Consider the following 23,605-nt stretch of genomic DNA (forward strand, 5'->3'; position numbering starts at 1 on the left):
CACTGGGATCCATGCCTGAGTCCGTGTCCCGCGTGATCGAGTCCGCCGGCGTGCGCGCCTACCCGCTCAGCTTCGGTGGTTACCGCGCCGAGGTCGTCTCCCGCGGCGCCGCGTTGCGACTGCTCGAGTGCGACGGCCGGGCCCTCACCGAGACGTGGTCCGCCCAGGAGCGGCCGCCGCTGTCGGCGGGACTGGTGCTGGCGCCGTGGCCCAACCGGCTCCGGGACGGGCACTTCGTCTTCGACGGCGTCGAGCACCAGCTGTCGATCACCGAACCGGACCGGCACAACGCCATCCACGGCCTCGTGCGACGGGACGAGTGGCAGCTCGTCGAACGCACCGAGAGCAGTGTCGAGCAGACGATCCGGGTGGGCCTGCACAAGGGCTGGCCGTACCCGCTGCAGGTCGGGGTGCGTCACGAGCTGGGCCCGGACGGTCTCACCGTCACCCACACCGCCACCAACATCGGCGCGATGCCGGCCCCGTTCGGGCTCGGCGTGCACACCTACGTCCGCGTCGGGGACACCCCGCTCGACGACTGCACGCTGCAGCTGACCGCGGGCACCCGGCTGCCGCTCGACCCGGACCGGATGCTGCCCGAGGGCAACTCGCAGTCCGTCTACGGCACCGAGTTCGACTTCACCTCGCCACGCGGCCTCGCGGGCGTGCGGTTGGACACCCCGTTCAGCTCGATCGTGCCGGACCCCGACGGCCGGGCCCGGCACGTGCTGCGCGCACCGGACGGCGTCGGCACGGTGTTGTGGACGGACCGCCGGTTCGGCTGGATCCAGGTGTTCACCGCGGATCCCGAAATCGGGAAGGGCTACCCGGGCCGCGGCCGGGCGCTGGCCGTCGAGCCGATGACCTGCCCGCCGGACGCCTTCAACTCGGGCATCGACCAACTTGTTCTCGCGCCCGGGCAAACCTGGAGCGGAAGCTGGGGGCTGGGCATATGCTGATCGGATAACCACAGCTCACGGCACTTTGACTGTGGCGCACAGAGCGCCACAGCGACCCTCGCTGGGCAGCCGAAGCTGACTGCGACTAGGTTCTACTCGACTGATATTGCTACTCGCAAGGTTCGAGTTTGAGAGGGGTCATCCGTGCCCGCTGCCGAAGAAACCAAGCCCACGCTCAGCTACCCCGGTGGCGAACATGCGATGACAATCGCGAGGGCCACCGAGGGTAATGACGGGATCGAGCTCGGCAAGCTCCTGTCCGCGACGGGGTACACCACCCTCGATCCGGGCTTCGTCAACACCGCATCCACCAAGTCTGCGATCACCTACATCGACGGCGACGCCGGCATCCTGCGCTACCGCGGGTACCCGATCGAGGAGCTGGCGGAGCGTTCGAGCTTCCTCGAGGTCAGCTACCTGCTGATCTACGGCGAGCTGCCCTCGGCCGACGAGCTGGCGGCCTTCGCCACCCGCATCCAGCGCCACACGATGCTGCACGAGGACCTCAAGCGGTTCTTCGACGGCTTCCCGCGCAACGCGCACCCGATGCCGGTGCTCTCCTCCGCGGTGAACGCGCTGTCCGCGTACTACCAGGACTCGCTGGACCCCGACGACCCGGAGCAGGTCGAGCTGTCGACCACCCGCCTGCTGGCGAAGATGCCGACCATCGCGGCCTACGCGTACAAGAAGTCCGTCGGGCAGCCGTTCCTGTACCCGGACAACTCGCTCTCCCTGGTCGAGAACTTCCTCCGGATGACGTTCGGCTTCCCGGCCGAGCCGTACGCGGTCGACCCCGAGGTCGCCAAGGCGCTCGACATGCTGCTGATCCTGCACGCCGACCACGAGCAGAACTGCTCGACGTCGACGGTGCGGATGGTCGGTTCCTCCGACGCCAACCTGTTCACCTCGGTCTCGGCCGGCATCAACGCACTGTGGGGCCCGCTGCACGGCGGCGCCAACCAGGCCGTGCTCGAGATGCTCGACGAGATCAAGGCCAGCGGCGGCGACGTCAAGGAGTTCGTCCGCAAGGTCAAGAACAAGGAAGACGGCGTGAAGCTCATGGGCTTCGGGCACCGCGTCTACCGCAACTACGACCCGCGCGCGGCGATCGCCAAGAAGGCCGCGGACACCATCCTGGCCAAGCTCGGCGGCGACGACGAGCTGCTCCAGATCGCGAAGGCGCTCGAGGAGGCCGCGCTCACCGACGAGTACTTCATCGAGCGCAAGCTGTACCCGAACGTCGACTTCTACACCGGTCTCATCTACCGCGCGATGGGCTTCCCGACGCGGATGTTCACCGTGCTGTTCGCGATGGGCCGGCTGCCCGGCTGGATCGCGCACTGGCGCGAGATGCACGAGGACCCGGCCACCAAGATCGGCCGCCCGCGTCAGATCTACACCGGCTACACCGAACGCAACTACACCGACCTGGAAAGCAGGTGACCCGCATGAGCAACGAGCCGGTAATCGAGTTTCAGGAGGGCCCCCCGCCCACCGAGCTCGTGATCAAGGACATCACCGTCGGCGACGGCGCGGAGGCCACTCCCGGCGCCAAGGTCGAGGTCCACTACCTCGGCGTCGAGTTCGAGTCCGGCGAGGAGTTCGACTCCTCCTGGAGCCGCGGCGAGTCCATCAAGTTCCCGCTCGCGGGCCTGATCGCCGGCTGGCAGGAGGGCATCCCCGGCATGAAGGTCGGGGGACGCCGTCAGCTGACCATCCCGCCGGAGCTGGCCTACGGCCCGGCCGGCGGTGGGCACCAGCTCTCCGGCAAGACCCTGGTCTTCGTGATCGACCTGCTCGACGTCGTGGTTCCGCCGGCGGCGCCGGTGATCGAGCCGGCCACCGGCCCGGCACCCGCGGAGCTCGTGATCGAGGACATCGAGGTCGGTGACGGCGCGGAGGCGCAGCCCGGCGCCGTCGTCGACGTCCACTACCACGGTGTCGAGTTCGACACCAACGAGGTGTTCGACTCCTCGTTCCTGCGTGGCGATTCCGTGAAGTTCCCTCTCGCCCAGCTGATTCCGGGCTGGCAGAAGGGCATCCCCGGCATGAAGGTCGGCGGCCGCCGCAAGCTCACGGTTCCGCCGGAGCTGGCCTACGGTGCGGCCGGTGGTGGGCACCAGCTCTCCGGCAAGACGCTGGTCTTCGTGATCGACCTGCTCGGCACGAGGTAGTCACACAGCCAAGACGCATCGCAGACAGGGCCCCGCATCGACACCGATGCGGGGCCCTGTTTCCGATCCGGGTCCGAAGGTCGGTCCGAGTGGGGTCTGCGGGCGATACCGCCGGCACCTAGCCTCGCGGCTGGTTTCGCGGCGCCGCGAACTCGAGCACCAGGCGGGCGCCGCCCAGTTCGCTGTCCTCGAAGTAGGCCCGGCCGCCGTGCAACTGGGCCTGCTGTGCCACCAGCGCCAGGCCCAGTCCCGACCCGCCACGCGCGGCCCCGGAGCCTCGGATGAAGCGCTCGAACACCGCTTCACGCTCGGTCACCGGCACGCCGGTGCCGTTGTCGTCGACGGTGACCGTGACCGTGTCCGGCCCGGTGCGCCGGGCCGCCAGCACCACCGTCGACGCCCCGCCGTGCCGGACCGCGTTGGCGATCGCGTTGTCCAGCGCGAGCCGCAGGCCGGCGGGCAGGCCGTTGATGACCAGTGAGGGGTCGGACTCCACCCGCACCGCGAGGCTGGGCAGTTGGCGCATTGCTTCCTGGGCGGCGATGTCACACAGCTCGGCCAGGTCGGTGGGCACGTGGTCGCGTTCGCTGGACAGCTCGCCCGACGCGAGCCGTTCGAGCGCGGACAGGGTGGCCTCGACGCGGCCCTGGGTGCGTGCCAGGTCTCCGAGGATCTCTGCGCGTTGGGCGTCGTCGAGTTGGAGGGTGCTGAGGACCTCGATGTCGGTGCGCATCGCGGTCAGCGGGGTCCGCAGTTCGTGCGCCGACGCGGCGGCGAAGTCGCGTGCGGTGTCCAGAGACGCCGCGGACTGCGCCTGCGCCTCGGCGATCCGCGCGAGCATCAGTTCCAGCTCGTCCGCCAGTTCCTCGGCCTCCCGGACGCCGGAGACCTTCGGCGGCGGGCCGGGCTGCGGCGTGCCGGCACCGATGTGCCGCGTCAACGCGGTGATCGGCCGGACCGCCCGGCCCCCGAAGATCCAGCCGAGACCGCCTGCGGCGGCGATCGCGAGCACACCGGAGACCGCCACCCAGCGTTGCTGTTCGGCGGTGACGTCACGGGCCTCCGCCGCGGGTACGGCAAGCGAGATCAGGTTGTCGCTGTCGGCGATTCGGCTGGTGTTCACCCGGTAGGCGGTGCCGTCCACGTGCACGGTCGCGGCGCCGGGGTCGAGTTCGGGAAGCCGGGTGGGGGTGCTCACGATGACGTCGGTTCCCGCCCGGATGGTCACGGCGAACGCGCCACCGTCGCCGAAGGTGGGCAGAAATGACGCGGCGGTCGCGGCGTTCGCGATCAGGACCCGCGTCGCCGTCTCCAGTCTCCGGTCCAGTTGGTTCATGTTGTTGCGTGAGATCGCAAACGCGACAAAGACTCCCAGCAGGGCGACGATGACGGTGGCGCCGAGCGCGGTGGCGGCGGCGACGCGGGCGCGTAGCGAATAGGAGCGGCGAGGGCTCACTGCGCGTCCCGCAGCACGAACCCCACCCCGCGCACGGTCTGCAGGATGCGGGGGTGGCCGTCTGCCTCGAGCTTGCGGCGCAGGTAGCCGACGAACACGTCGACGACGTTGGTGTCGGCGACGAAGTCGTACCCCCAGACGAGTTCGAGCAGCCGTTCACGGCTCAGGACCACGCCGCTGTTGCGCGTCAGGACGGCGAGCAGCTCGAATTCCCTTTTGGTGAGCTCGATCTCGTGGCCGCCGACGACAGCGCGCCGGCCGAGCAGGTCGACGGTCAGCGCGCCGACGGTCAGCGCGCCCTGCGGTGCGGGCGCCGGTGGCGGTGTCGCGCGCCGGCGCAGCATGGCGCGGATACGAGCGACGAGCTCGGCCAGGACGAACGGTTTGACGAGGTAGTCGTCCGCGCCCGCCTCGAGTCCCGCCACCCGGTCGTCCACCGAGGAACGGGCACTCAGCACGCAGATCGGGATGTCGTTGCCCATCGCGCGCAGCGCGGTCACCACGCTGGCGCCGTCGAGGACGGGCATGTTCATGTCCAGGACGATCGCGTCGGGGCTCCGGTCCGCGACCACCCTCAGGGCCTCCGCGCCGTTGGCCGCGGTGAGGATGGTGAATCCGGACAGCTGCAGGCCGCGACGTAGGGAGAGCAGGACGTCCTGGTCGTCGTCGACGACCAGGACCGTGGCGGCGGCGGGTTCGGTCACCCCTGCATTGTGCCCGCACCCGCCGGGCGGGTGTAGAAAGACGGGCATGCCCGCCTCTGTCATGTGGTTTCGCCGTGACCTGCGCACCGGGGACCTGCCGGCGCTGTCCGCGGCGGCCGAGGCCGGCGCAGTGGGGGTGCTCGGGCTCTTCGTCCTGGACGAGTCGATTCTCGGGCCGTCCGGTGCGGTCCGGCGGGACCACCTGTTCCGCAGCCTGTCCGCACTCGACGAGCAGCTGGGCGGCCGCCTGTGCGTCGTGCGGGGTGATCCCGTGTCGGTCGTCCCCGCGGTCGCGGCGGCGGTCGGTGCGAGCGAGGTCCACGTCAGCGCGGACTACGGGCCGTACGGGCGTCGGCGCGACGACGCGGTCGCCGAGCGGGTGCAGTTGGTGCGGACGGGCTCGCCCTATGCCGTCGCGCCGGGCCGGGTGACGAAGGCCGACGGCGGTCCCTACCGGGTGTTCACGCCGTACTTCCGTCGGTGGCTCGACCACGGCTGGCGCGCACCCGCAGCCGGCTCGGGCGTCGCGGTGGACTGGCTCGACCCGGAACTGCCTGCGCGGGTGCCGGTCCCGCGGCCCGCAGCATCGGGCGGACCCGCGGCGGGGGAGCGGGCCGCGCTCGAGCGGTGGGCGCGCTTCCGCGACGGCGACCTCGCCGACTACCACAGGATTCGGGACAGGCCCGACCTCGACGGGACCAGCCGACTGTCGGTGGATCTCAAGTACGGGTCCGTCCACCCGCGCACCGTGCTCGCGGATCTCGCCGGTCTGCGCGGTGCCGGGCCGGAGGCCTTCCTGCGTCAGCTGGCGTGGCGTGAGTTCTACGCCGACGTGCTCTACCACCGCCCGGACAGTGCCCGGCACAACTACGACAGCCGGTTCGACGCGATCCGGTACGACACCGGCCCGGACGCCGAGTTGTCCTGGGCCGCATGGTGCGAAGGGCGAACGGGGTTCCCGATTGTCGACGCCGGGATGCGTCAGCTGCTCGCCGAGGGCTGGATGCACAACCGGGTCCGGATGATCGTCGCGTCCTTCCTGGTGAAGGACCTGCACCTGCCCTGGTGGCGTGGGGCCAGGTACTTCATGGCCCACCTGCTCGACGGCGACCTGGCCTCGAACCAGCACGGCTGGCAGTGGACCGCGGGCTGCGGAACCGATGCGGCGCCGTACTTTCGGGTGTTCAACCCGACGACTCAGGGCGAGAAGTTCGACCCGGACGGCGACTACGTGCGCCGCTGGGTACCGGAGCTGCGCGGGGTCCCGGGCGGCGCCGTGCACGCGCTGAAGGCCGGCCGCCCGTCCGGATACCCGGACCCCGTCGTCGACCACGCCGTCGAGCGTCGAGAGTCGTTGGCGCGCCTCGGAGAACTCGGGCGCTGAGGCAGGGCTATCGTCGAGTGATGGGCGACCTGCGCGTGCTGGTCACGGGTGCGACCGGCTACATCGGTGGCCGGGTGACACCACGACTGCTCGCAGCCGGGTACTCGGTTCGGGTGCTGGTGCGTTCCCCGGACAAGCTCCGGGACGTGCCGTGGGCGCGTGACGTCGAGATCTGCCGCGGCGACCTGGACGACACCGACTCGCTGACAGCGGCGTTCAGGGACATCGACGTCGTCTACTACCTCGTCCACTCCATGGGCGGCGGCGAGGCGTTCGCCGACGCCGAGCGCCGTGGCGCACAGCACGTGGTCGCCGCGGCGCGGTCTGCGGGCGTGTCGCGCATCGTCTACCTGGGCGGGCTGCACCCGGCGGGGGTGGAACTGTCTGCGCACCTGCGTTCCCGGACCCAGGTCGGGCGGATCCTGATCGACTCGGGAATCCCGACCATGGCGTTGCAGGCAGGGGTGGTCATCGGATCCGGTTCGGCATCGTTCGAGATGATCCGGCACCTGACCAATCGGCTGCCGGTGATGACCACGCCGCGGTGGGTGAACAACCGGATCCAACCGATCGCGGTCCGGGACGTCCTGCACTACCTGGTCGCCGCGGCGGAGGCCCCGTTGCCGCGCAGTCGTACCTACGACATCGGTGGACCGGACGTGATGGGCTACGGCGACATGATGAAGACCTACGCGCAGGTCGCGGGTCTGGCCAACCGTCGCATCCTGGTCCTTCCTGTGCTGACGCCGCGGCTGGCCGGCCTGTGGATCGGGCTGGTGACCCCGATCCCGTCTCGTCTGGGGCGGGCGCTGATCGAGTCGTTGCACAACGACGCGGTGATGACCGAACACGGCATCGACGACGTCATTGCGCCGCCTGCGGGCGGACTCACCCCGTACCGGGAGGCGGTGCGGTTGGCCCTGGGCCGCATCGAGCGGGGCGAGGTGGAGACGACGTGGGCGAACGCCGCACCGGTTGGAGCGCCCTCGGACCCGCTCCCGTCTGACCCGGTCTGGGCCGGCGAGGTGGTGTTCACCGACGAACGCAGCAAGACCTGTGAGGCGGACGCGCAGACGCTGTGGCAGGTGGTCGAGAGCATCGGCGGCGAGAACGGCTGGTACTCCTTCCCGCTGGCGTGGGCGGTCCGCGGCTGGCTGGACCGGCTGGTCGGCGGGGTGGGCCTCAGTCGCGGCCGTCGTGATGCGCGACGGCTCCAGACCGGGGACGCGCTCGACTTCTGGCGGGTGGAGAAGATCGAACGCGGCGCCCTACTGCGACTGAGGGCGGAGATGCGCGCGCCGGGTGGCGCCTGGCTCGAGTGGCGGGTCCACGCCGCGCCGCGCGGTTCCCGCCTCGACCAGCGGGCAACCTTCTTCCCACGCGGAATCGCCGGCCGCGCCTACTGGTACGCGCTCCTGCCGTTCCACGGGGTCATCTTCAAGGGCATGGTCAACAACATCACCGGAACCGCTGCCCGTCGGCATCAGAGCGCATCCTGAGGCCGTCAGAGCGTGCAGAGCGGACGGATGTCGTCTCGTCCGCCGGAGGTAGGCGTGGTGAGAAGCAGGCACGAGTTGTACCCGCGTGACTCGACCACCGCACGGATCTGCCGCCACTGCTCGGCGGTGACGGCCGGGACCCGCGACAGCACGAAGCCGGAGAAACGGGCCGGGTCCCCGACCAACGCCCACGAGTAGTCCTCGGCGAGGTAGGTCACGACGTAGTTGGTCGGTCCGTCCGGCGAATCCTGGGACCGCACGGCGGGGAAGCTCACGTGCAACTGCGCGTTCGTGACCGGGTCGTTGACTCGTGCATTGCCGACGATCTCGTTGCGGCTCCCGGACCAGGTCTCGCAGCTGTTCTGGACCCGGACGTTCCGGGCGTCTACCAGCGAGTACGTCGCACGGGTGTCGCGCGCACAGTCGAGGCTGAACGGTTGTGGCACCGCGGCGAGCTGCAGCCAGGTCCCGGTGTACCGCCCGATGTCGACGGCGGCCACCGGTGCCAACGGTGCAGGCTGGGCTTGGGCAGGGACCGCCAGGACAAGGGCGGATCCCGCGGCGAGCAGTGCTCCGACGGCGTTTCTCACAATCAACCTCCGCTGCCTGGTGTTCGTGTCAGTGGTGATTCGGCGCCGCGCGCCGGGCGGATTGGTCTACCGGTGTCTTCGATTGTCCGCCTAGGCTGCCTGGATGACCTCGCAAGCCGCGAACAAGTCAGACCTGATCGGGCGACTGCAGGTGCTGCGTGAATCGGTCCTCTGGAAGCTGGAGGGTCTCTCGGAGTACGACCTCCGGCGTCCGTTGACGCCCACCGGTACCAACCTCCTCGGTCTCGTCAAACACCTGGCCGCGTGCGAATTCGGCTACTTCGGAGATGTTTTCGGACGGCCCGCCCCCATGGAGTTGCCCTGGGCCCGCCCCGGTACTGCCGAGAACGCCGACCTGTGGGCGACTCCGGACGAGTCGACGGAGTTCATTGTGGACGGTCTCTACCGACGTTCGTGGGCGCACGCCGGTGAGACGTTCGACGCCCTCGACCTCGACTCTCCCGGATGCGCGCCGGGGTGGCCCGACGAGAATGTCACCCTGCACCAGATCCTGCTGCACATGAACATCGAGACGGCCCGTCATGCCGGGCACGCCGACATCGTTCGGGAGCTGATCGACGGCGTTGCGGGAATGGCCAAGAGCAACGACAACCTGCCCTACACGGACGCAGACCGTCGTCTCGCGCACTACCGTAGGGTCCAGGCCGCAGCCGACGCCGTTCGCTGAGTGCCGGTCGCAAACGGCTGGGTAATTTCCCCTGACCGGCGGTGGTCGGCGGATCTGGTTGGTTGTCGGACCCCCGGCGTAGCGTCGCATACATGTTCGAAACCAGGGGTGGTGGAGCGAACTCGAGAGTCGAGGCGGAGACCTCGGCGGTGCTGGTCGACGCGATCGACCTGACCGAGGCGACCGAGACGGCGCGCGGTGAGAACACGTGCGCGGCGCTCAAGGTGCTCGCGGCGGGCCGGTTCTGGGAATCGTGGATCGAGCGGGATGTACGGCTGGGGTCGGGGGACATCACCGACTGCGGCAACAACGCGATCGCGGAGTTGGCGGTGCGCTGGGGATGTTCCCGAACGGTCGCGCAGGGCCACGCGGAGTTGGGGATGGATCTGCGACTGCGACTGCCCCGGGTACGGGCGGCCTTCGAGGCGGGCGACCTCGACTGTGCACGGGTGCGCGTTATCGCACGGGACACGAGCGGACTGCGTCCCGAGACGGTGGCGGCGTTGGAGGCGGAGATCGTTGCGGCCGCACGGCGGTTGACGCCGGGACCGTTGGCAGGGGAGATCTTTCGCTTGATCTGCGAGTACTCGCCGGAGGAGGCGGCCGAGCAACGAGAGTTCGAGCAGCGCGGTCGGCGGGTGGTGCGGCGGTCGCGGGGGAGCTCGTCGGTGATCGAGGTGACGGTCTCGCCCGAGGAGGGCGCGCAGTTCATGCAACTGGTCGCGGAGATGGCGGCGACGGTGTGTCCGCACGACCTGCGGGGTGCGCAGCAGCGGATGGCCGATGCGGTGATGGCGATCATGCACGGTGAGCCGCACCTGGTGTGCCAGTGCGAGCGGGAGAACTGCACGGCGTCGAGGCGGGCGTCGCTGCCGGGCCGGCGGGCGCCGTTGACGCAGATCACGGTCGACGTCGCGACCCTGGTCGGGTTGTTGTCGCGGCCGGCGTACCTGCACGGGCACGGTTTCATCGGCCCCCAAGCACTTCGTGCAGGGAGGGACCCCCACCCGAACTGGCGAGGAGCTTGGCGGCGGACGGGACCTGGCAGGTGTTGTTGGCGGAGGCGCTGGACCTTGCGGAGAAGCAGGGCTTGGTCACCGATGTTGGAACCGAGGCTGCTGCCGTCGACGGTGCCGTGACGGAGGCTGCTGCAGCCGCCAACGCTGCAATCACCGGTACTGCAACCACTGACGCTGCAACCACGGCTGATGCAGCCGACGTTGCGACGCAACCCGTTGCTGCGGGCACCACTCCGGTGGGTGGGAATCCGCACGGGTCGGGGGCAGGCTCCGCGTCATCGGACACTCCACCCGCAGGCTCGGATCCCGAGGCGCCGCCGGCGCTACGGTCGCGGTACCGAGTGCGTTCGTTCCTTGCCCGCGGTGGTCGCCGCAGGGCCGGATATGTGCCCGCCTACAGTTCGCGACCAACCGGTAAACCGTGCTCGGCAGCCTCGGTGTGGTCCGCGAGGTCGGGTGCCCGAGCAGGCAAGCGGACCAGGGGTGAGCCCCCGATGAGACCGGTACCGCTCAGTCTCGGCACAGTTGCCGAGGCGATCCTTGCGGCGGTGCGCGTCGATCCGACTCTCGCATTGGGGCAGTACCCAAACGGGCACGGGGGATTGCCGGCACCCCCGGACGGGGCGCTGACCTACCGCCCGGACGCGGCAACGGTGGCGATGGTCCGTGCCCGGGACGGGCACTGCCGGTTCCCGGGCTGCGCCCGTCCTGCCGACGCATGCCAGGTCGACCACATCGTCGAGTTCCGAATATGGGACCCGGCCGCGGGCGGGTGGACGATTGTCTCCAACCTGGAGTGCCTGTGTGCCTTTCATCATCAGCTCAAGACGTTGCGGCTGTGGAACGTGGTCGCGCTGCGCGGTCACGCGCTGTTGTGGACTTCGAGTCTTGGTACGAGCGAGGTGACGCTGCCGGCGGGTGCGCAGGGCAGCGACTCGCCGGCGGTACCCGGCCCGCGGATCATCGGCAGTCGCGGCCACCACAGATCGGCGAATCCCGAGGAATCGCCACCGTTCTGAGCGGCCGGCCTGGTGCGATGGCCGGTCCCGAACGGGCCGGGGTATTGCGGGCGGGTCGCTGCCCTTGCCGAACCCGTGGGCGCGCCCCGTCAGGCGTCCGGGCCGAGCAGCTTGGCCAACGCGTCGAGCACCGCCGGGTCCTCGATCGTGGACGGCACCGTGTACTCGTCGTGGTCGGCGATCTGACGCATCGTCTTACGCAGGATCTTGCCGGACCGGGTCTTGGGCAGGGCCTGCACCACGGTCACGTCCCGGAAGGTCGCGACGGCACCGATCTGGTCGCGGACCATCGCGACCAGGTCCTTGCGCAGCTGCTCGGGATCGATCACGGAACCGGACTTGAGCACCACGTAGCCGCTGGGCCGCTGGCCCTTGAGCTCGTCCCGGATCCCGATCACCGCACACTCGGCAACCTCGGGATGCTCGGCCACCACGGCCTCCATGCTGCCGGTCGAGAGCCGGTGCCCGGCAACGTTGATCACGTCGTCGCTGCGGCCGAGCACGAACACGTACCCGTCCTCGTCGATGTACCCGGAGTCGCCGGTCAGGTAGTAGCCGTCGAAGGTGGACAGGTACGACCTGACGTACCGGTCCTCGTCGCGCCAGAGCCCTGCGAGCGTGCCGGGCGGCATCGGCAGGGCGATGACGATGTTGCCCTCGGTGCCCGCCTCGACCGGCGCACCCTCGCCGTCCAGGATCCCGACGCGGTAGCCCGGCACCGGGACGGTGGGGGATCCGGCCTTGATCGGCATCGGCTCGAGGCCCCGCAGGTTCGCGCAGATCGCCCAGCCGGTCTCGGTCTGCCACCAGTGGTCGACGACCGGGACCCCGAGCACCCTGCCCGCCCACTCGTAGGTGTCGGGGTCGAGCCGCTCGCCCGCGGCGAAGAGTGTCACCAGCGACGAGATGTCGTACTTGGCAAGTTCTTTCGCCTCCGGGTCCTCCTTGCGGATCGCGCGGATCGCGGTCGGTGCGGTGAACAGTGCCCGCACCTGGTGGTCCTGAACCACCCGCCAGAATGCGCCGGCGTCGGGCGTGCCAACCGGCTTGCCCTCGTACATCACGGTGGTGGCGCCGGCGAGCAGTGGGCCGTACACGATGTACGAGTGCCCGACCACCCAGCCGACGTCGGAGGCCGTCCACATCACCTGTCCGGCGCCGATGTCGTAGAGGTTGCGCATCGACCAGGTCAACGCCACCGCGTGCCCGCCGTTGTCTCGGACCACACCCTTCGGCTTCCCGGTGGTGCCCGAGGTGTACAGGATGTAGAGCGGATCGGTCGCGGCCACGGACACGCAGTCCGCGGGGGCGGCCGCGGCGACCTCGGCGTCCCAGTCCAGCCAGCCCGCGACGTCGGAAGCGGAGCCGGGGATGCTCGGACGGTCCTTGACGATCACGACGGCCGGCGCCTTGTCGGTCAGCCCGAGCGCCCGCTCGACCATCGGCAGGTACTCGATGGTGCGGCCCGGCTCGAGTCCGCCGGACGCGGTCACCAGCGCCTTCGGCTCCGCGTCGTCGATACGGGCGGCCAGCTCGGCGGCGGCGAACCCGCCGAACACCACCGAGTGCACCGCGCCGATGCGCGCGCAGGCGAGCATCGCGACGGCCGCCTCCGGGATCATCGGCATGTACACGATGACACGGTCGCCGGCCGAGATGCCCTGCGCGGTCAGCACTCCGGCGAACCGGGACACCTCGTCGAGCAGCTGCGCGTAGCTGTAGGTGCGGGTGGTGCCGAGCATGGCGGAGTCGTAGATCAGCGCGGCCTGTTCACCCCGGCCCGCCGCGACGTGCCGGTCGAGCGCGTTGTGGCAGGTGTTCATCGTCGCGTCCGGGTACCAGCGGTACATCGGGGCAGATGACGAGTCCAGCGCACGAGTCGGGGCGACGTCCCAGTCGACGGCCTCTGCGGCCTCGAGCCAGAACTGTTCCGGCTGCTCGACGCTCCGACGGAAGGCCTCGGCGTATGAGCCCTTGGCCCGCTCGACTGCACTCATCGGCTGTCCTCTCCCAGTTCTTGTGTGCTTGTGACGCGCACTGAACACTAGGGGACACCGCCGTGCACACAGCGTGAATACGAGGTCTGCGACGCCTGTCTGTCGGTGGTTGGCGCCGAACCGTCGGTGAACGGTCGCCACCGTCGCCCGGGGCGGCCGCCGGAGAGGTCGTCCTCGGGCCGCACAACTCGAACAGGAAACCTCGAACAGGACGCCTCGAAACTTGACTCTCGATTCGCAGCGTCTTGTACTTGCGGCATGGCACGAGCGAGCGGAACCCGCGCTGACGAGAAGCTCGGCTTCCCGGGAGCCGCCGGGGTGGCCGCGTGATCGGGCTCGGTGACCTCGAGACCGCGGTGATGGACGTGCTGTGGAGCGTGGACGAATCGGTCCGCGTGCGAGACGTGATGGATCGACTGCAACCCCCGCGGCCGCTTGCGTACACGACCGTGATGACGGTCCTCGACAATCTGCACACCAAGGGCATGGCGTCCCGGCAACGCGTCGGACGGGCCTATCGGTACCGAGCCACACGCAGCCGGGAGGAGACCGCGGCCGATCTGCTTCGTCAGGTGCTCCGCTCGAGCGGTGACGCCGAACAGGTCATGCTGCACTTCGCGAACTCCGCCTCGGAGGACGAGTCGAGGATCCTGCGTCGGGCCGCACGTCGTACGCAGACGCGCCGACGCGGCGGTGTCGGGTGATCGCCGCGATCGGCCTGCTGGTCGCCACGGTGGTCCTCGGGTTCGCGGCGCCGCACTGGCTCGGCCTGCTCGCGGCGCCGCACCGGCACCCGCGGGTGGCCCTCGCGGCCTGGCTGACGTCGCAGGCACTGTTCGTCGGTGTGGTGGCGGCCGTGCCACTCGTCCTGTGGGTACGGCCGGGAGATCGCTGGCACCTCCTGCCCTCGTCGACGCTCTCGTGTGTCAGCTCCCTGCGCCAGAACGGCACTGTTCCTTGGTTTCTCGCAGTCGAGGCGACGCTCTGGGCCGTCGGCTTGCTGTTGGCCGGACGAATCGCGCTGGTCGTCTCGCGGGGTCTGCTCCGTCATCGCCGGGCCACCGAGGAGCACGCGTCGGTGCTGCGCCTGGTGGGGCGGCGAAACTCGACCGACGGCGACGTCTTCCACGTCGTCGGGCAGGGGGTCGCGGCGTACAGCATCGGCGGCCGCTCCCCGGCGATCGTGCTGGGAACGGGTGTGATCGATCTCGAGCCGCCGGCCAGGGAGGCGATCCTGGCCCACGAACGCGCCCACCTGAGAGGCCGCCACCACCTGTTGGTGGCGTGGGCCGACGCATTGAGCGCCGCCGTCCCGGTGGTCCCGCTGGCGCGGGTGGGCGCGACGTGGGTTCGGATACTGGTGGAGTTGTCCGCGGACCGTCAGGCCGCCGCGTCGTGTGGTCCTTCAGCGGTGTGCGCGGCGCTGGAGCGGTGGCACGACGAACCGCGGGACTCCCGGCCGGCGGCGATGTCGGCCGCGGGCTTCGTCGAGGATCGTGTGGTGTGGCTGTCGGGGCAGCGCGCGTCGCGCCGTGGGGCGCAGGTCCTGCACTATCCGCTCGCGCTCACCCTGTCGGCCCTGCCGGTGCTGGGGACGGTCTCCGTCGTGGTCACGGCGTTCGCGGCCTACTGCGCGATGCTCGGCGCCTGAGCCGCGGCGGTGCGCTCGGCGGGGACGGCGCAGTCGGGACCGCACAGGCTCTGACGACGGCGCAGCACGACGGCCACCGTCAGCAGGGCGAGCGAGACGACCGCGAGCACCGGTTGCAGGGGTGCCCAGAACCCGAGGGCGCCGCTCGTGCCGATCGCGAGCAGGACGATCTTGTTGCAGACCGGGCAGCCCACGGCGAACACCGCGAGCACCACCCCGGCCATCGCGCCGGTCGGGCGGTGTTCCTGGGTGCCGGGGCGGATGCCGAACCACAGTGCGGTCAGGACTGCGGTGACCGCGAGGACCGGGTACTCCCACCAGCGCACGGGCACCTCGCGTCCGAAGAACGGGGTGTCGATGATGTCCGTCGGGACGCCGGCCGCGATGACGGTCACGAGACCCGCCGTGAGAGCACGTGCCAAATACGTTCCACTGCCGGAGTTTTCGACCACGATGCTCGGAGCCCTTCGTCGGTGCAGCCGGATGAACTACTAAGAAGAATAGTAGTTCCATGTACGATCGCCGATAGTAGTGGCGGGTCGACGTGCTGGAACGAATGGAGTTCGGATGAAGTCGCAGGGCAGGCCGTTCGGGCGCAGGTGGGACGTGTGGCTGCTCGGAGGGCTCGGTCTTGTCGCTCTGGTGCTGGCGGGTCTTCTCGTGCTGGACCGGACGGGCGCCCCGGACAAATCGACGGCATCGGCGACGGCGGACCGGGAACCCGGAATCGGGCCGGTCGGGGACATGGCCCGCCGGACGGAGGGTGACCCCCTGGCACGGGGACCGGTCGACGCACCCGTGGTCCTGGTCGTGTACTCGGACTACCGCTGCCCGTTCTGCGCGAAGTTCAGTCGCGACACCGAGCCCCAGCTCGTCGACAAGTACGTCGAGGCAGGGAAGCTACGGATCGAGTGGCGTGACCTGCCGATCTTCGGGGAAGAGTCGATGGTCGCCGCGCGAGCCGGTCGGGCGGCGGCCGCGCAGGGCAGGTTCTGGGAGTTCAACTCGGCTCTGTACGCCGCGGCGCCGGATCGCGGACACCCGACCTTCGACCAGGCCGCACTGCGGGGATTCGCGCAGCAGGCCGGCGTGCCGGACCTGGATCGCTTCGCTCGTGACGCCGCAGACACCTCGGTGGACTCCGACATCGCCGCAGATGCGCTGGAGGCCAACATGATCGGAGTGGCGAGCACGCCATCGTTCGTGATCGACGGCTATCCCGTGCTCGGCGCCCAGCCGCTGTCGGCCTTCGAGCAGTTGATCGAGAAGACCGGTGGGCAACTGCCGTGACCGACGTCGGACTGCTCGGTGCGCTGTTGGGCGGTCTGCTCTCCCTGGTCAGTCCCTGTTCGGCTTTGCTGCTGCCGTCCTTCTTCGCGTACGCCTTCGACGGTGTCGGGCGTCTCGCCGCCCGGACCGCGGTGTTCTACCTCGGCCTCGCGGTGGTGCTCGTGCCGCTCGGCGCCGGTCTCGGTGCGATGGGATCGCTGCTGACCCAGCACCGTGAGACGGTGACGACGATCAGTGGTCTGGTGCTGATCGGACTCGGTGTCATGACGGTGTTCGGCCGGGGATTCGCGTTCGCTCCCGCACAACGTGCGGCCGGGTCGGTTCGTATCTCCGGGACCGTGTCGGTGTTCGCGCTCGGAGGCGTGTACGGGTTCGCCGGGTTCTGTTCGGGGCCTCTGCTCGGCAGTGTCCTCACGATCGCGGTGGCCGGCGGCGGTGCCGGCTACGGCGGACTGCTGATGGCCGTCTACGCGTTGGGGATGACCGTCCCGCTCTTCGTGCTCGCGTTGCTCTGGGACCGATTCGATCTGGGACGGCGGCAGTGGTTGCGGGGCAGGCCGATCGCGCTCGGGCCGGTGCGCACACATACGACGTCGCTGGTGTCGGGTCTGCTGTTCGTGGCGCTCGGGGCCTTCTTCCTCGCCACGGACGGGACCGCGAACCTCGGCGGCGTGATGGGTGTGGACGACCAGTTCTCGCTCCAGGTGACATTGAGCGACTGGGCGCAGCGGGTTTCCGATGCGGGGATCCTGCTGGCGGTCGTGCTGGTGCTGTTCGCGCTGGTGGCGGTGCGGGTCGTACGCCGGCGGCGATCCGAGTCCAAGGTGTCGGAGCCGGCGCCGGGCAACGACCGCTGAACACCGTCGAACTGCTCCACCGGCCGGTCCGCCGTACCGTGGGAGGCATGACGCTGCTCGCCGAAGACCTGTTGCTGCTGCTCCTGGACGACGAGACCGGAAAGCCCGTCGTGGACGGCGCCAAGCTGCCGCGCGTGCTCGCCGGCGCCGTGCTGCTCGAACTCGCACTCGACGGCGTGGTCGAGCCGGCCGGGGAGGGCGAGGAGGTGCGCAAGGGGCGGTTGGTGCTGCGCCACGAGTCCACCCCGGACGACGCGATCCTCGCGCGGGCGGTCACCCAGTTGCGCGAGTCCAAGCCGATGAAGCCGGAACGGGCCATCGAGAAGCTGGACAAGGGCCTGCGCGAGGCGGTGCTCGAACGGATCGTGGCGAAGGGCTGGGTGCGCGAGGCCAAGGCGAAGCTGCTCGGCATCTTCCCGACCACGGTGTGGCCCGCCGTCGACGACACCCACGAAAGTCAGCTCCGCGCCGAGCTGCGCGACGCGGTGATCGGCGGCGCCGACCCGTCGCCCCGGACCTCCGCGCTGGTCTCGCTGCTCGCCGCGGTGGATGCGACGCCGAAGGTGTTTCCCGACGGCGACCGGCGCGCGATCAACAAGCGCGCCAAGGAGATCGCCGAAGGGGAGTGGGCGGGCACCGCGGTACGCAAGGCGGTCGAGGCCGTCAATGCGGCGGTGATGGTCGCGGTCATCGTGCCGTCGATCGCGGCGGGCGGCACGTCCTAGGCCGGGGTGACCGCGCTGCTCGCCGAGGCCTCCGGCGCTCCGGCGGACGCGGCGCCCTCCTCGGTTCGGATGGCAATGCGCAGGACGGCGAGCAGGAACAGGGAGAAGGCGAACCCGGTCAGCGCGCCGAGCTGGTTCTCGGCGAACAGGAACACCTGCGTCACCAGCAGGTTGACCACGATGGACGCCCGCAGCAGCCGCAGGGACCGCAGGTACGGGCCACGGAACAGGAACCACACGCCGGCCACGATCAGGACGACGGTCACCGCGCTCGACAACTGCACCGTCAGGTCGGCCACGTCGTCGGTCTCGTAGGTGCTGTCGACGACCAGCGAGACGACCACCCCGACGACGGACGCCGCCGCCTGTAACACGAACAGCGCCAGGACCGTTCGGCGCACCAGCCAGTGCGACAGGACCGCCGTCGAACGTAAGGTGAGCGTGTCGCGTGCGTGGGTGATCCTCGACTCGAGACCCCGCGCCGGCGGAGCCTGCGAGGTCAGCCCGCCGTGGACGAGGCCCGCGAGGTCCGTGAACTTCGGGTCCCGCACCCCGTCGACGACGCGCAGCGCGGACCGGTACCGGACCTCGTCGAGCTGGCCGAGCGCGAGATCGGAGAGGGCGCCGAAGCCGACCGCCAGGCGTTTGCGGTCGGTCAGCGGCCGCCGCAGCAGCAGTTCCCGCACCACCAGGTAGAACAGCACGAAGACGACGTACATGATGGCGATGGCGGGCTGGAAGAAGTAGTCGACGTCGGCGGTGACGAACTTGCCGATCTCGTCGATGAACAGGCCGAAACCGATGCCGCCGACCAGGGCGGCGCGGACCCGGGCCCGGCTGCCCTGGCTGATCTGCACCCCGACCAGCGCCCCGGCCATCAACAGCCCGCCCCACAGCACGTGCGCGATGTGCAGCGCGCCGCCGCCGATCTGCGGGTAGCCGGTGGCCGCGAGGTACGCGCGGGTGATCAGCACGGTGGCCACCGCCGCGAACAGGAACAGCTCGAACCGGGCCAGCGCGGCGTGGTCGTAGTCGTGCTCGCTCACGGCGGGACTCATCGGGGCAGCCCGAGGTTGCGGTAGCGCGCGATGCGGGAGGTGTGACGGTCCGCGGCGGGTTCGGCGGCGAGCGTGACCAGTTCCCGGGCGATCGCCGCGCCCACCCGTTTGGAGAACTCGACCGGTTCGTCGGCGGCGTCCGGCAGTTCGGGGATGATCGCGTCGACGATGCCGTCGCGCAGCAGGTCCAGCGACCGGATGCCCTGGGCGGCCGCCATCCGGGGGGCGTGCGTGGTGTCGCGGTGCACGATGGCGCTGGCGCCTTCCGGGGGCAGCGGGGCCAGCCACCCGTTCTGCGCGGTGAGCACCCGGTCCGCGGGCAGCAGGGCCAGCGCGCCGCCGCCGGTGCCCTGGCCGAGCAGCACCGAGACCGTCGGGGTGTCGAGGGTGACCAGGTCGGCGAGGCAGCGCGCGATCTCCGGGGCGAGTCCGCGTTCCTCCGCCTCCTTCGACAGCGACGCACCGAGGGTGTCGATGACGAGCACCAGCGGGATCCGCAGCTCCTCGGCCAGCTTCATCGCCCGACGCGCCTCGCGGAGCGCGCCGGGGCCCATGGTGTGCTGCGCGGACTGGCCGCTGCGGTCCTGCCCGAACAGCACACAGGGGGCGCCGCGGAACCGGGCCAGCGAGACCAGCACCGTCTTGTCGGCCTCACCCTGCCCGGTGCCGCTGAGCGGCACCTGCTCGGTGGCGGCGTACCGCAGCAGCGCCCGGATGCCGGGCCGGTCGGCCCGCCGCGAGAGCATCACCGACTGCCAGGCCGGCACGTCCGGGATGTGTGCGGGTTCGGGCAGCGGGTCCACGACCGCGTCGGACTCGCCGGTCAGCACCCGGAGCGCACGGATCACGAGGTGCCGCAGCCACTTCGGCGGCACCACACCGTCGATCACGCCGTTGCGGTAGAGGTTCTCGGCGGTCTGCACGCCCTCGGGGAACTTCTCGCCGTACAGCGCCTGGTACACCCGCGGCCCGAGGAATCCGACCAGCGCGCCCGGCTCGGCGACGGTCACGTGCCCGAGCGAACCCCACGACGCGAACACCCCGCCGGTGGTGGGGTTGCGCAGGTACACCAGGTAGGGCAGGTGCGCGGCCTTGTGCACGGTGATGGCCGCGGCGATCTTCACCATCTGCACGAACGCGAGGGTGCCCTCCTGCATGCGGGTGCCGCCGGAGGTCGGAGAGGCCAGCAGCGGCAGCGACTGCGCGGTCGCGCGTTCGACGGCGGCGACGATCCGCTCGGCCGCCGCGACGCCGATCGACCCGGCGAGGAAGCCGAACTCGCAGGCGATCACGGCCACCCGCCGGCCGTGGACGGTGCCCTCGCCGGTGACGACTGACTCGTCCAGGCCGGTCTTCGCGGCCGCCGCGTCGAGGTCGGCGCGGTAGGACTCGTCGGCGTCGACCGCGATCGGGGCGACGTCCCACGACGCGAAGCTGCCGGCGTCGAGCACCAGGTCGAGGATCTCGTGGGCGGACAGGCGCTGGCTCATGGCCAGACCATAACCCCGCTCAGCGGCCGAACGCCTCCCGCCAGGACACGGTCTTGCCCACCCGCAGCACCGAACGCTGGTAGATCTTCGCCGCGCCCACCGACAGCGCCGCGGTGACCGCGACCATGATCGCGACGGTGCAGACCACCTGCGTCGTGCTCGCCACCCCGGCCGCGATCCGCAGCGGCATCAGGATCGCGGAGAACGGCGGGATCCAGCTGAGCACGTTGCTCAGCGTGCCGTCCGGGTCGCTCACCACCGAGAACGCGGTGAAGAACATCGCCATGATCAGCACCGTCAGCGGCATCGCGGTGGAGTTGACGTCCTCCTGGCGCGAGACCATCGACCCGGCCGCCGCGTAGAGCACCGCGAAGAAGGTGAAGCCGAGCACGAACCAGCCGAGGGTGCCCGCGAACACGCCGAGGGCGGTGCCGGTGACGGTGAGGACTCCGGTCGCCAGTCCCGCGCCGAGGCCGGCCACGCCGTACGCGGCCAGCTGCGCCAACCCCACCGCGCCGATGCCGATGACCTTGCCCCACAACAACTGCAGCGGGCGCAGCGTCGAGAGCAGCAACTCGACCACCCGGCTCGACTTCTCCTCGACGACGCCCATCGCGACGTACATGCCGAACATCAGGATCTGCATGTACAACAGGGCCACCGCGGCGATCGACAGGGTGAGGCGTTGGCCCCGTTCGGGATCCGGTGCGTCCAGGGTGTCGACGGTGACCACCGCGCGGCCGGTCGCCGCGGTCAGTGCGGCGGTGTCGACGCCCTGTGCGCTCAGCTCGGTCGCGCGGGCCTGCTCGGCGACAGCCACGTCCAGGACCATGCGAAGGCCGGCGTCGATCTCCGATTCCGTGACGGCCGTGACGGATCCGTCTGCGGCGGGGATCACGGCCACCTCGATGTCGCCGGCCTCGACGCCGTCGCGGGCCTGTGCTTCGTCGCCGAACTCGCGGACCTCGACCGGCGTCCCCGCGGCGTCGCCGACGGACACGAGGACCGGGGTCAACGACTGGTCACCGACCAGCCCGACGGTGGTGCGGCTGGGCTCGCTGGTGCCGGAGAACAGCGCATACGCGGCGATGCCGCCGACGATCGCGATCAGGATGATCAGGTTGCTGATCAGGAAGCTCTTCTTGCGGACCTGGGTGAGGAACTCGCGGCGGGCGACCAGGCCGACGGCGCGGGCCGGGCTCAGCGCGGGTGATGTCGGGGTGCTCATGCGGCGACAACCTCTCGGAACAGTTCGGTCAGGGAGGGACGTTGCAACGAGAACTCGTGTACCGGGCCGGTGCTCAGGGCGGCGGCGAGGACGGCCTGGTCGTCGGCACCCGGTTCCAGGGCGAGCACGGTGTGACCGTCCTGGTGGCTCAGTGTCCGCACGCCGTCGATCGGGTCGGCCCAGCCGTCGGGGGCGGACGGGGCGTGCACCACCAGTTGGGTCTGGCCGGCGCCGCGCAACTCCTCGACCGTGCCGACGGCGCGCATCCGGCCCGCGGCGATGATGCCGACCCGGTGGCACAGGCGCTGCACCAGGTCGAGCTGGTGACTCGAGAAGATCACCGGCACACCGGCGTCCGCCTTCTCGACCAGCACCTCGCTCATCACGTCCACCGCGACCGGGTCGAGTCCGGAGAACGGCTCGTCGAGCACCAGCACCGCGGGGTCGTGCACCAGTGCGGCCGCCAGCTGCACCCGCTGCTGGTTGCCGAGGCTGAGCGAGTCGACGGTGTCGTCGACACGCGTGTCGATGCCGAGGCGTTCGGTCCAGCGGGCCACCGCGCTGCGGGCATCGCGGCGCGAGAGGCCGTGCAGCTCAGCGAGATACGCGAGCTGTGCGCCGACCTTCATCTTCGGGTACAGTCCGCGTTCCTCCGGCATGTAGCCGATGGTGCGCCGCACGTCGAGGTCGACGGGTCGCCCGCCGAGGCGGACCTCGCCCGAGTCGGCGGACAGCACGCCGAGGGTGATCCGCATGGTGGTGGTCTTGCCCGCGCCGTTGCTGCCGACGAAGCCGAAGATCTCACCGGGGCGCACCTCGAAGCTGAGGTCGTCGAGCGCCACGACGTCGCCGTAGCGTTTGGAGATCCGGTCGATGGTCAGGGTGTTGCCGGCGTACATGCCGCCTCCTCTGGGTGGTCCGCAACGGGGTCGGGCTCGGGATCGGGCTGGCCCCAGGCCAGGATCATCGTGGGCAGGCAGCCGCCGACCATCAACATGGTGAGGGTGAGCAGTCCGCCGGTATAGGCCATGGTGGTGTGGGAGCCGCCGGTGACGACGCTGCCGACGATCAGGTACGCCACCGGGATCATCATCAGCCACTGGGTGATACTCAGGGCGATCGAGCGGGCGCTGTTCTGCTGCTGGACCTCCCACTCGTCGAGGGCCTCGGTCGGTGCATCGCCCTGGCGGCCCGAGACGACGGCGAGCGAGGTCCAGATGGGCAGGAACAGCACGCACGCCGGTAGCCACAGCAGCGGTGCCCACTCGGAGAAGTGGCACGTCACCGCCACCGCGACCATCAGCGCGAACGTGACCGCCAGGCCCGTCACCAGTGCCCGGCGCCGTCGCCGGGTGCGCCAACCGGGCAGCATGTTCCGCCACTTCTCGGAGTTCGCGAGGAACCGGCGTACCCGGTACGCCTGGTAGCGCTCGACGAGATTCGGCTCAGACATCGCGGGCGTCGCCCTCCTGGTTGTCGTGTGTGTGGTCGTCGGTGCGGTCCGGCCGCCGGTAGACCACGTCCGAGAGCGGCGTGAACTCGGTCCGGGAGAACACGGCCTCGACGGGCAGGCCGAACACCTCGCAGATCCGCATCGCCAGGTCGAGGCTCGGGTAGTGGTCGCCGCGCTCGAGGGCGCCCACCGTCTGCGGGTTGACCTCGATCAGCTCGGCCAGTCGGGCCCGGCTGAGCGACCGTTCGGCGCGCAGCACGCCGATGCGGTTGTGGATGGGGCGGGACTCCCCGCGCCGTACCGGACTCATGCATCAAAGTGTTGGGAAAACACAACAGTCTGTCAAGTTTGTCGGCATTCGGGT

At 70.2% G+C, this 23,605-nt stretch carries 24 protein-coding genes and 1 pseudogene; 14 read left to right on the forward strand and 11 right to left on the reverse strand.

Annotated elements, in window-relative coordinates; genetic code table 11:
* Nucleotides 1–11 precede the first annotated feature (11 nt).
* From AC1DWC_RS09520 to AC1DWC_RS09535, 4 genes and pseudogenes are all read left to right on the forward strand, one after another.
* The gene (locus AC1DWC_RS09520) at nt 12–959 is read left to right on the forward strand and encodes an aldose 1-epimerase family protein (protein ID WP_477907464.1); all 948 of its coding nucleotides are present in this window, start codon (nt 12–14) and stop codon (nt 957–959) included.
* 144 nt (nt 960–1,103) lie between these two features.
* Complete coding sequence (locus AC1DWC_RS09525; RefSeq protein ID WP_072842951.1) at nt 1,104–2,402, forward strand: citrate synthase; 1,299 nt, start codon at nt 1,104–1,106, stop codon at nt 2,400–2,402.
* Between the two features lie 5 nt (nt 2,403–2,407).
* Nucleotides 2,408–2,758 (forward strand): annotated as a pseudogene (locus tag AC1DWC_RS09530) (FKBP-type peptidyl-prolyl cis-trans isomerase); the annotation flags it as partial.
* 6 nt (nt 2,759–2,764) lie between these two features.
* Nucleotides 2,765–3,133: an FKBP-type peptidyl-prolyl cis-trans isomerase gene (locus tag AC1DWC_RS09535; RefSeq protein WP_477907602.1), complete on the forward strand. Its 369-nt coding sequence runs from the start codon at nt 2,765–2,767 to the stop codon at nt 3,131–3,133.
* A gap of 118 nt (nt 3,134–3,251) precedes the next feature.
* Here AC1DWC_RS09535 and AC1DWC_RS09540 read toward each other — a convergent pair whose 3' ends face one another.
* Both AC1DWC_RS09540 and AC1DWC_RS09545 read right to left on the reverse strand, forming a co-directional pair.
* Nucleotides 3,252–4,589, reverse strand: a complete 1,338-nt coding sequence (locus tag AC1DWC_RS09540) for a sensor histidine kinase (RefSeq protein ID WP_477907466.1) — start codon at nt 4,587–4,589, stop codon at nt 3,252–3,254.
* Nucleotides 4,586–5,293, reverse strand: coding sequence for a response regulator transcription factor (locus AC1DWC_RS09545; protein WP_477907468.1), 708 nt, complete (start codon nt 5,291–5,293; stop codon nt 4,586–4,588). The genes AC1DWC_RS09540 and AC1DWC_RS09545 overlap by 4 nt, the downstream gene beginning before the upstream one ends.
* 46 nt (nt 5,294–5,339) lie before the next feature.
* Between AC1DWC_RS09545 and AC1DWC_RS09550 the strand changes: the two genes are divergently transcribed.
* Together AC1DWC_RS09550 and AC1DWC_RS09555 are read left to right on the forward strand one after the other, a co-directional pair.
* The gene (locus tag AC1DWC_RS09550; protein WP_477907470.1) at nt 5,340–6,677 is read left to right on the forward strand and encodes a cryptochrome/photolyase family protein; all 1,338 of its coding nucleotides are present in this window, start codon (nt 5,340–5,342) and stop codon (nt 6,675–6,677) included.
* 20 nt (nt 6,678–6,697) lie between these two features.
* Nucleotides 6,698–8,176 (forward strand): SDR family oxidoreductase, encoded by a 1,479-nt coding sequence (locus tag AC1DWC_RS09555; RefSeq protein WP_477907472.1) that lies wholly within the window; start codon nt 6,698–6,700, stop codon nt 8,174–8,176.
* A gap of 5 nt (nt 8,177–8,181) precedes the next feature.
* On the opposite strand, the gene AC1DWC_RS09560 is transcribed toward AC1DWC_RS09555, so the two are convergent.
* Entirely contained in the window at nt 8,182–8,772 is a 591-nt protein-coding gene (locus tag AC1DWC_RS09560) for a lipocalin family protein (RefSeq protein WP_477907474.1), read from the reverse strand.
* Between the two features lie 97 nt (nt 8,773–8,869).
* On the opposite strand from AC1DWC_RS09560, the gene AC1DWC_RS09565 reads away from it, so the two are divergent.
* The 3 genes from AC1DWC_RS09565 to AC1DWC_RS09575 all read left to right on the forward strand — a co-directional run bounded on the left by AC1DWC_RS09565 (nt 8,870) and on the right by AC1DWC_RS09575 (nt 11,492).
* Nucleotides 8,870–9,454, forward strand: a complete 585-nt coding sequence (locus tag AC1DWC_RS09565; RefSeq protein ID WP_477907476.1) for a DinB family protein — start codon at nt 8,870–8,872, stop codon at nt 9,452–9,454.
* Between the two features lie 92 nt (nt 9,455–9,546).
* Nucleotides 9,547–10,593, forward strand: coding sequence for a DUF222 domain-containing protein (locus tag AC1DWC_RS09570; protein ID WP_477907478.1), 1,047 nt, complete (start codon nt 9,547–9,549; stop codon nt 10,591–10,593).
* A 374-nt stretch (nt 10,594–10,967) separates the two neighbouring features.
* Complete coding sequence (locus tag AC1DWC_RS09575) at nt 10,968–11,492, forward strand: HNH endonuclease signature motif containing protein (RefSeq protein WP_477907480.1); 525 nt, start codon at nt 10,968–10,970, stop codon at nt 11,490–11,492.
* An 89-nt stretch (nt 11,493–11,581) separates the two neighbouring features.
* On the opposite strand, the gene AC1DWC_RS09580 is transcribed toward AC1DWC_RS09575, so the two are convergent.
* Nucleotides 11,582–13,489 carry a propionyl-CoA synthetase gene (locus AC1DWC_RS09580; RefSeq protein ID WP_477907482.1) on the reverse strand — a complete coding sequence of 636 codons (1,908 nt, stop codon included), beginning with the start codon at nt 13,487–13,489 and terminating at the stop codon, nt 11,582–11,584.
* A 329-nt stretch (nt 13,490–13,818) separates the two neighbouring features.
* Here AC1DWC_RS09580 and AC1DWC_RS09585 point away from each other — a divergent pair, with 329 nt between their 5' ends.
* Entirely contained in the window at nt 13,819–14,193 is a 375-nt protein-coding gene (locus AC1DWC_RS09585) for a BlaI/MecI/CopY family transcriptional regulator (RefSeq protein WP_477907603.1), read from the forward strand.
* The gene (locus AC1DWC_RS09590) at nt 14,190–15,140 is read left to right on the forward strand and encodes a M56 family metallopeptidase (RefSeq protein ID WP_477907484.1); all 951 of its coding nucleotides are present in this window, start codon (nt 14,190–14,192) and stop codon (nt 15,138–15,140) included. Before AC1DWC_RS09585 ends, AC1DWC_RS09590 begins: the two co-directional genes overlap by 4 nt.
* On the opposite strand, the gene AC1DWC_RS09595 is transcribed toward AC1DWC_RS09590, so the two are convergent.
* Nucleotides 15,116–15,535, reverse strand: coding sequence for a hypothetical protein (locus AC1DWC_RS09595; protein WP_477907486.1), 420 nt, complete (start codon nt 15,533–15,535; stop codon nt 15,116–15,118). The genes AC1DWC_RS09590 and AC1DWC_RS09595 overlap by 25 nt on opposite strands.
* Nucleotides 15,536–15,707: 172 nt before the next feature.
* Here AC1DWC_RS09595 and AC1DWC_RS09600 point away from each other — a divergent pair, with 172 nt between their 5' ends.
* The 3 genes from AC1DWC_RS09600 to AC1DWC_RS09610 are packed head-to-tail and all read left to right on the forward strand — an operon-like array spanning nt 15,708 to nt 18,012.
* Nucleotides 15,708–16,430, forward strand: a complete 723-nt coding sequence (locus AC1DWC_RS09600) for a DsbA family protein (protein WP_477907487.1) — start codon at nt 15,708–15,710, stop codon at nt 16,428–16,430.
* The gene (locus AC1DWC_RS09605; protein WP_477907490.1) at nt 16,427–17,287 is read left to right on the forward strand and encodes a cytochrome c biogenesis CcdA family protein; all 861 of its coding nucleotides are present in this window, start codon (nt 16,427–16,429) and stop codon (nt 17,285–17,287) included. The genes AC1DWC_RS09600 and AC1DWC_RS09605 overlap by 4 nt, the downstream gene beginning before the upstream one ends.
* 47 nt (nt 17,288–17,334) lie before the next feature.
* Nucleotides 17,335–18,012 carry a GOLPH3/VPS74 family protein gene (locus AC1DWC_RS09610; protein WP_477907492.1) on the forward strand — a complete coding sequence of 226 codons (678 nt, stop codon included), beginning with the start codon at nt 17,335–17,337 and terminating at the stop codon, nt 18,010–18,012.
* On the opposite strand, the gene AC1DWC_RS09615 is transcribed toward AC1DWC_RS09610, so the two are convergent.
* Genes AC1DWC_RS09615 through AC1DWC_RS09640 form a run of 6 tightly spaced genes read right to left on the reverse strand, consistent with a single transcriptional unit; the run spans nt 18,009 to nt 23,551 of the window.
* Nucleotides 18,009–19,058, reverse strand: a complete 1,050-nt coding sequence (locus AC1DWC_RS09615) for a hypothetical protein (RefSeq protein WP_477907494.1) — start codon at nt 19,056–19,058, stop codon at nt 18,009–18,011. The two genes, AC1DWC_RS09610 and AC1DWC_RS09615, sit on opposite strands and share 4 nt — an antisense overlap.
* An 8-nt stretch (nt 19,059–19,066) precedes the next feature.
* Nucleotides 19,067–20,560 (reverse strand): carboxyl transferase domain-containing protein, encoded by a 1,494-nt coding sequence (locus AC1DWC_RS09620; protein WP_477907496.1) that lies wholly within the window; start codon nt 20,558–20,560, stop codon nt 19,067–19,069.
* Nucleotides 20,561–20,579: 19 nt separating this feature from the next.
* Complete coding sequence (locus AC1DWC_RS09625; protein ID WP_477907498.1) at nt 20,580–21,788, reverse strand: ABC transporter permease; 1,209 nt, start codon at nt 21,786–21,788, stop codon at nt 20,580–20,582.
* A complete protein-coding gene (locus AC1DWC_RS09630) occupies nt 21,785–22,687 on the reverse strand; it encodes an ABC transporter ATP-binding protein (protein ID WP_477907500.1) in 903 nt (300 codons plus the stop codon). The genes AC1DWC_RS09625 and AC1DWC_RS09630 overlap by 4 nt, the downstream gene beginning before the upstream one ends.
* A complete protein-coding gene (locus AC1DWC_RS09635; RefSeq protein WP_477907502.1) occupies nt 22,666–23,241 on the reverse strand; it encodes a hypothetical protein in 576 nt (191 codons plus the stop codon). Before AC1DWC_RS09635 ends, AC1DWC_RS09630 begins: the two co-directional genes overlap by 22 nt.
* Entirely contained in the window at nt 23,234–23,551 is a 318-nt protein-coding gene (locus AC1DWC_RS09640; protein ID WP_477907504.1) for a helix-turn-helix transcriptional regulator, read from the reverse strand. Before AC1DWC_RS09640 ends, AC1DWC_RS09635 begins: the two co-directional genes overlap by 8 nt.
* Between the last annotated feature and the right edge of the window lie 54 nt (nt 23,552–23,605).

This window comes from Rhodococcus sp. P4_C10 (assembly GCF_056402135.1).

What these genes read in the sequence shown, in the direction of transcription:
- AC1DWC_RS09565 (WP_477907476.1), top strand. Translation starts at nt 8,870, where the DNA reads ATGACCTCGCAAGCCGCGAACAAGTCAGACCTGATCGGGCGACTGCAG.
- AC1DWC_RS09575 (WP_477907480.1), top strand. Translation starts at nt 10,968, where the DNA reads ATGAGACCGGTACCGCTCAGTCTCGGCACAGTTGCCGAGGCGATCCTT.
- AC1DWC_RS09635 (WP_477907502.1), bottom strand. Translation starts at nt 23,241, where the DNA reads ATGTCTGAGCCGAATCTCGTCGAGCGCTACCAGGCGTACCGGGTACGC.
- AC1DWC_RS09550 (WP_477907470.1), top strand. Translation starts at nt 5,340, where the DNA reads ATGCCCGCCTCTGTCATGTGGTTTCGCCGTGACCTGCGCACCGGGGAC.
- AC1DWC_RS09520 (WP_477907464.1), top strand. Translation starts at nt 12, where the DNA reads ATGCCTGAGTCCGTGTCCCGCGTGATCGAGTCCGCCGGCGTGCGCGCC.
- AC1DWC_RS09570 (WP_477907478.1), top strand. Translation starts at nt 9,547, where the DNA reads ATGTTCGAAACCAGGGGTGGTGGAGCGAACTCGAGAGTCGAGGCGGAG.
- AC1DWC_RS09610 (WP_477907492.1), top strand. Translation starts at nt 17,335, where the DNA reads ATGACGCTGCTCGCCGAAGACCTGTTGCTGCTGCTCCTGGACGACGAG.
- AC1DWC_RS09580 (WP_477907482.1), bottom strand. Translation starts at nt 13,489, where the DNA reads ATGAGTGCAGTCGAGCGGGCCAAGGGCTCATACGCCGAGGCCTTCCGT.
- AC1DWC_RS09625 (WP_477907498.1), bottom strand. Translation starts at nt 21,788, where the DNA reads ATGAGCACCCCGACATCACCCGCGCTGAGCCCGGCCCGCGCCGTCGGC.
- AC1DWC_RS09620 (WP_477907496.1), bottom strand. Translation starts at nt 20,560, where the DNA reads ATGAGCCAGCGCCTGTCCGCCCACGAGATCCTCGACCTGGTGCTCGAC.
- AC1DWC_RS09630 (WP_477907500.1), bottom strand. Translation starts at nt 22,687, where the DNA reads ATGTACGCCGGCAACACCCTGACCATCGACCGGATCTCCAAACGCTAC.
- AC1DWC_RS09640 (WP_477907504.1), bottom strand. Translation starts at nt 23,551, where the DNA reads ATGAGTCCGGTACGGCGCGGGGAGTCCCGCCCCATCCACAACCGCATC.
- AC1DWC_RS09600 (WP_477907487.1), top strand. Translation starts at nt 15,708, where the DNA reads ATGAAGTCGCAGGGCAGGCCGTTCGGGCGCAGGTGGGACGTGTGGCTG.
- AC1DWC_RS09555 (WP_477907472.1), top strand. Translation starts at nt 6,698, where the DNA reads ATGGGCGACCTGCGCGTGCTGGTCACGGGTGCGACCGGCTACATCGGT.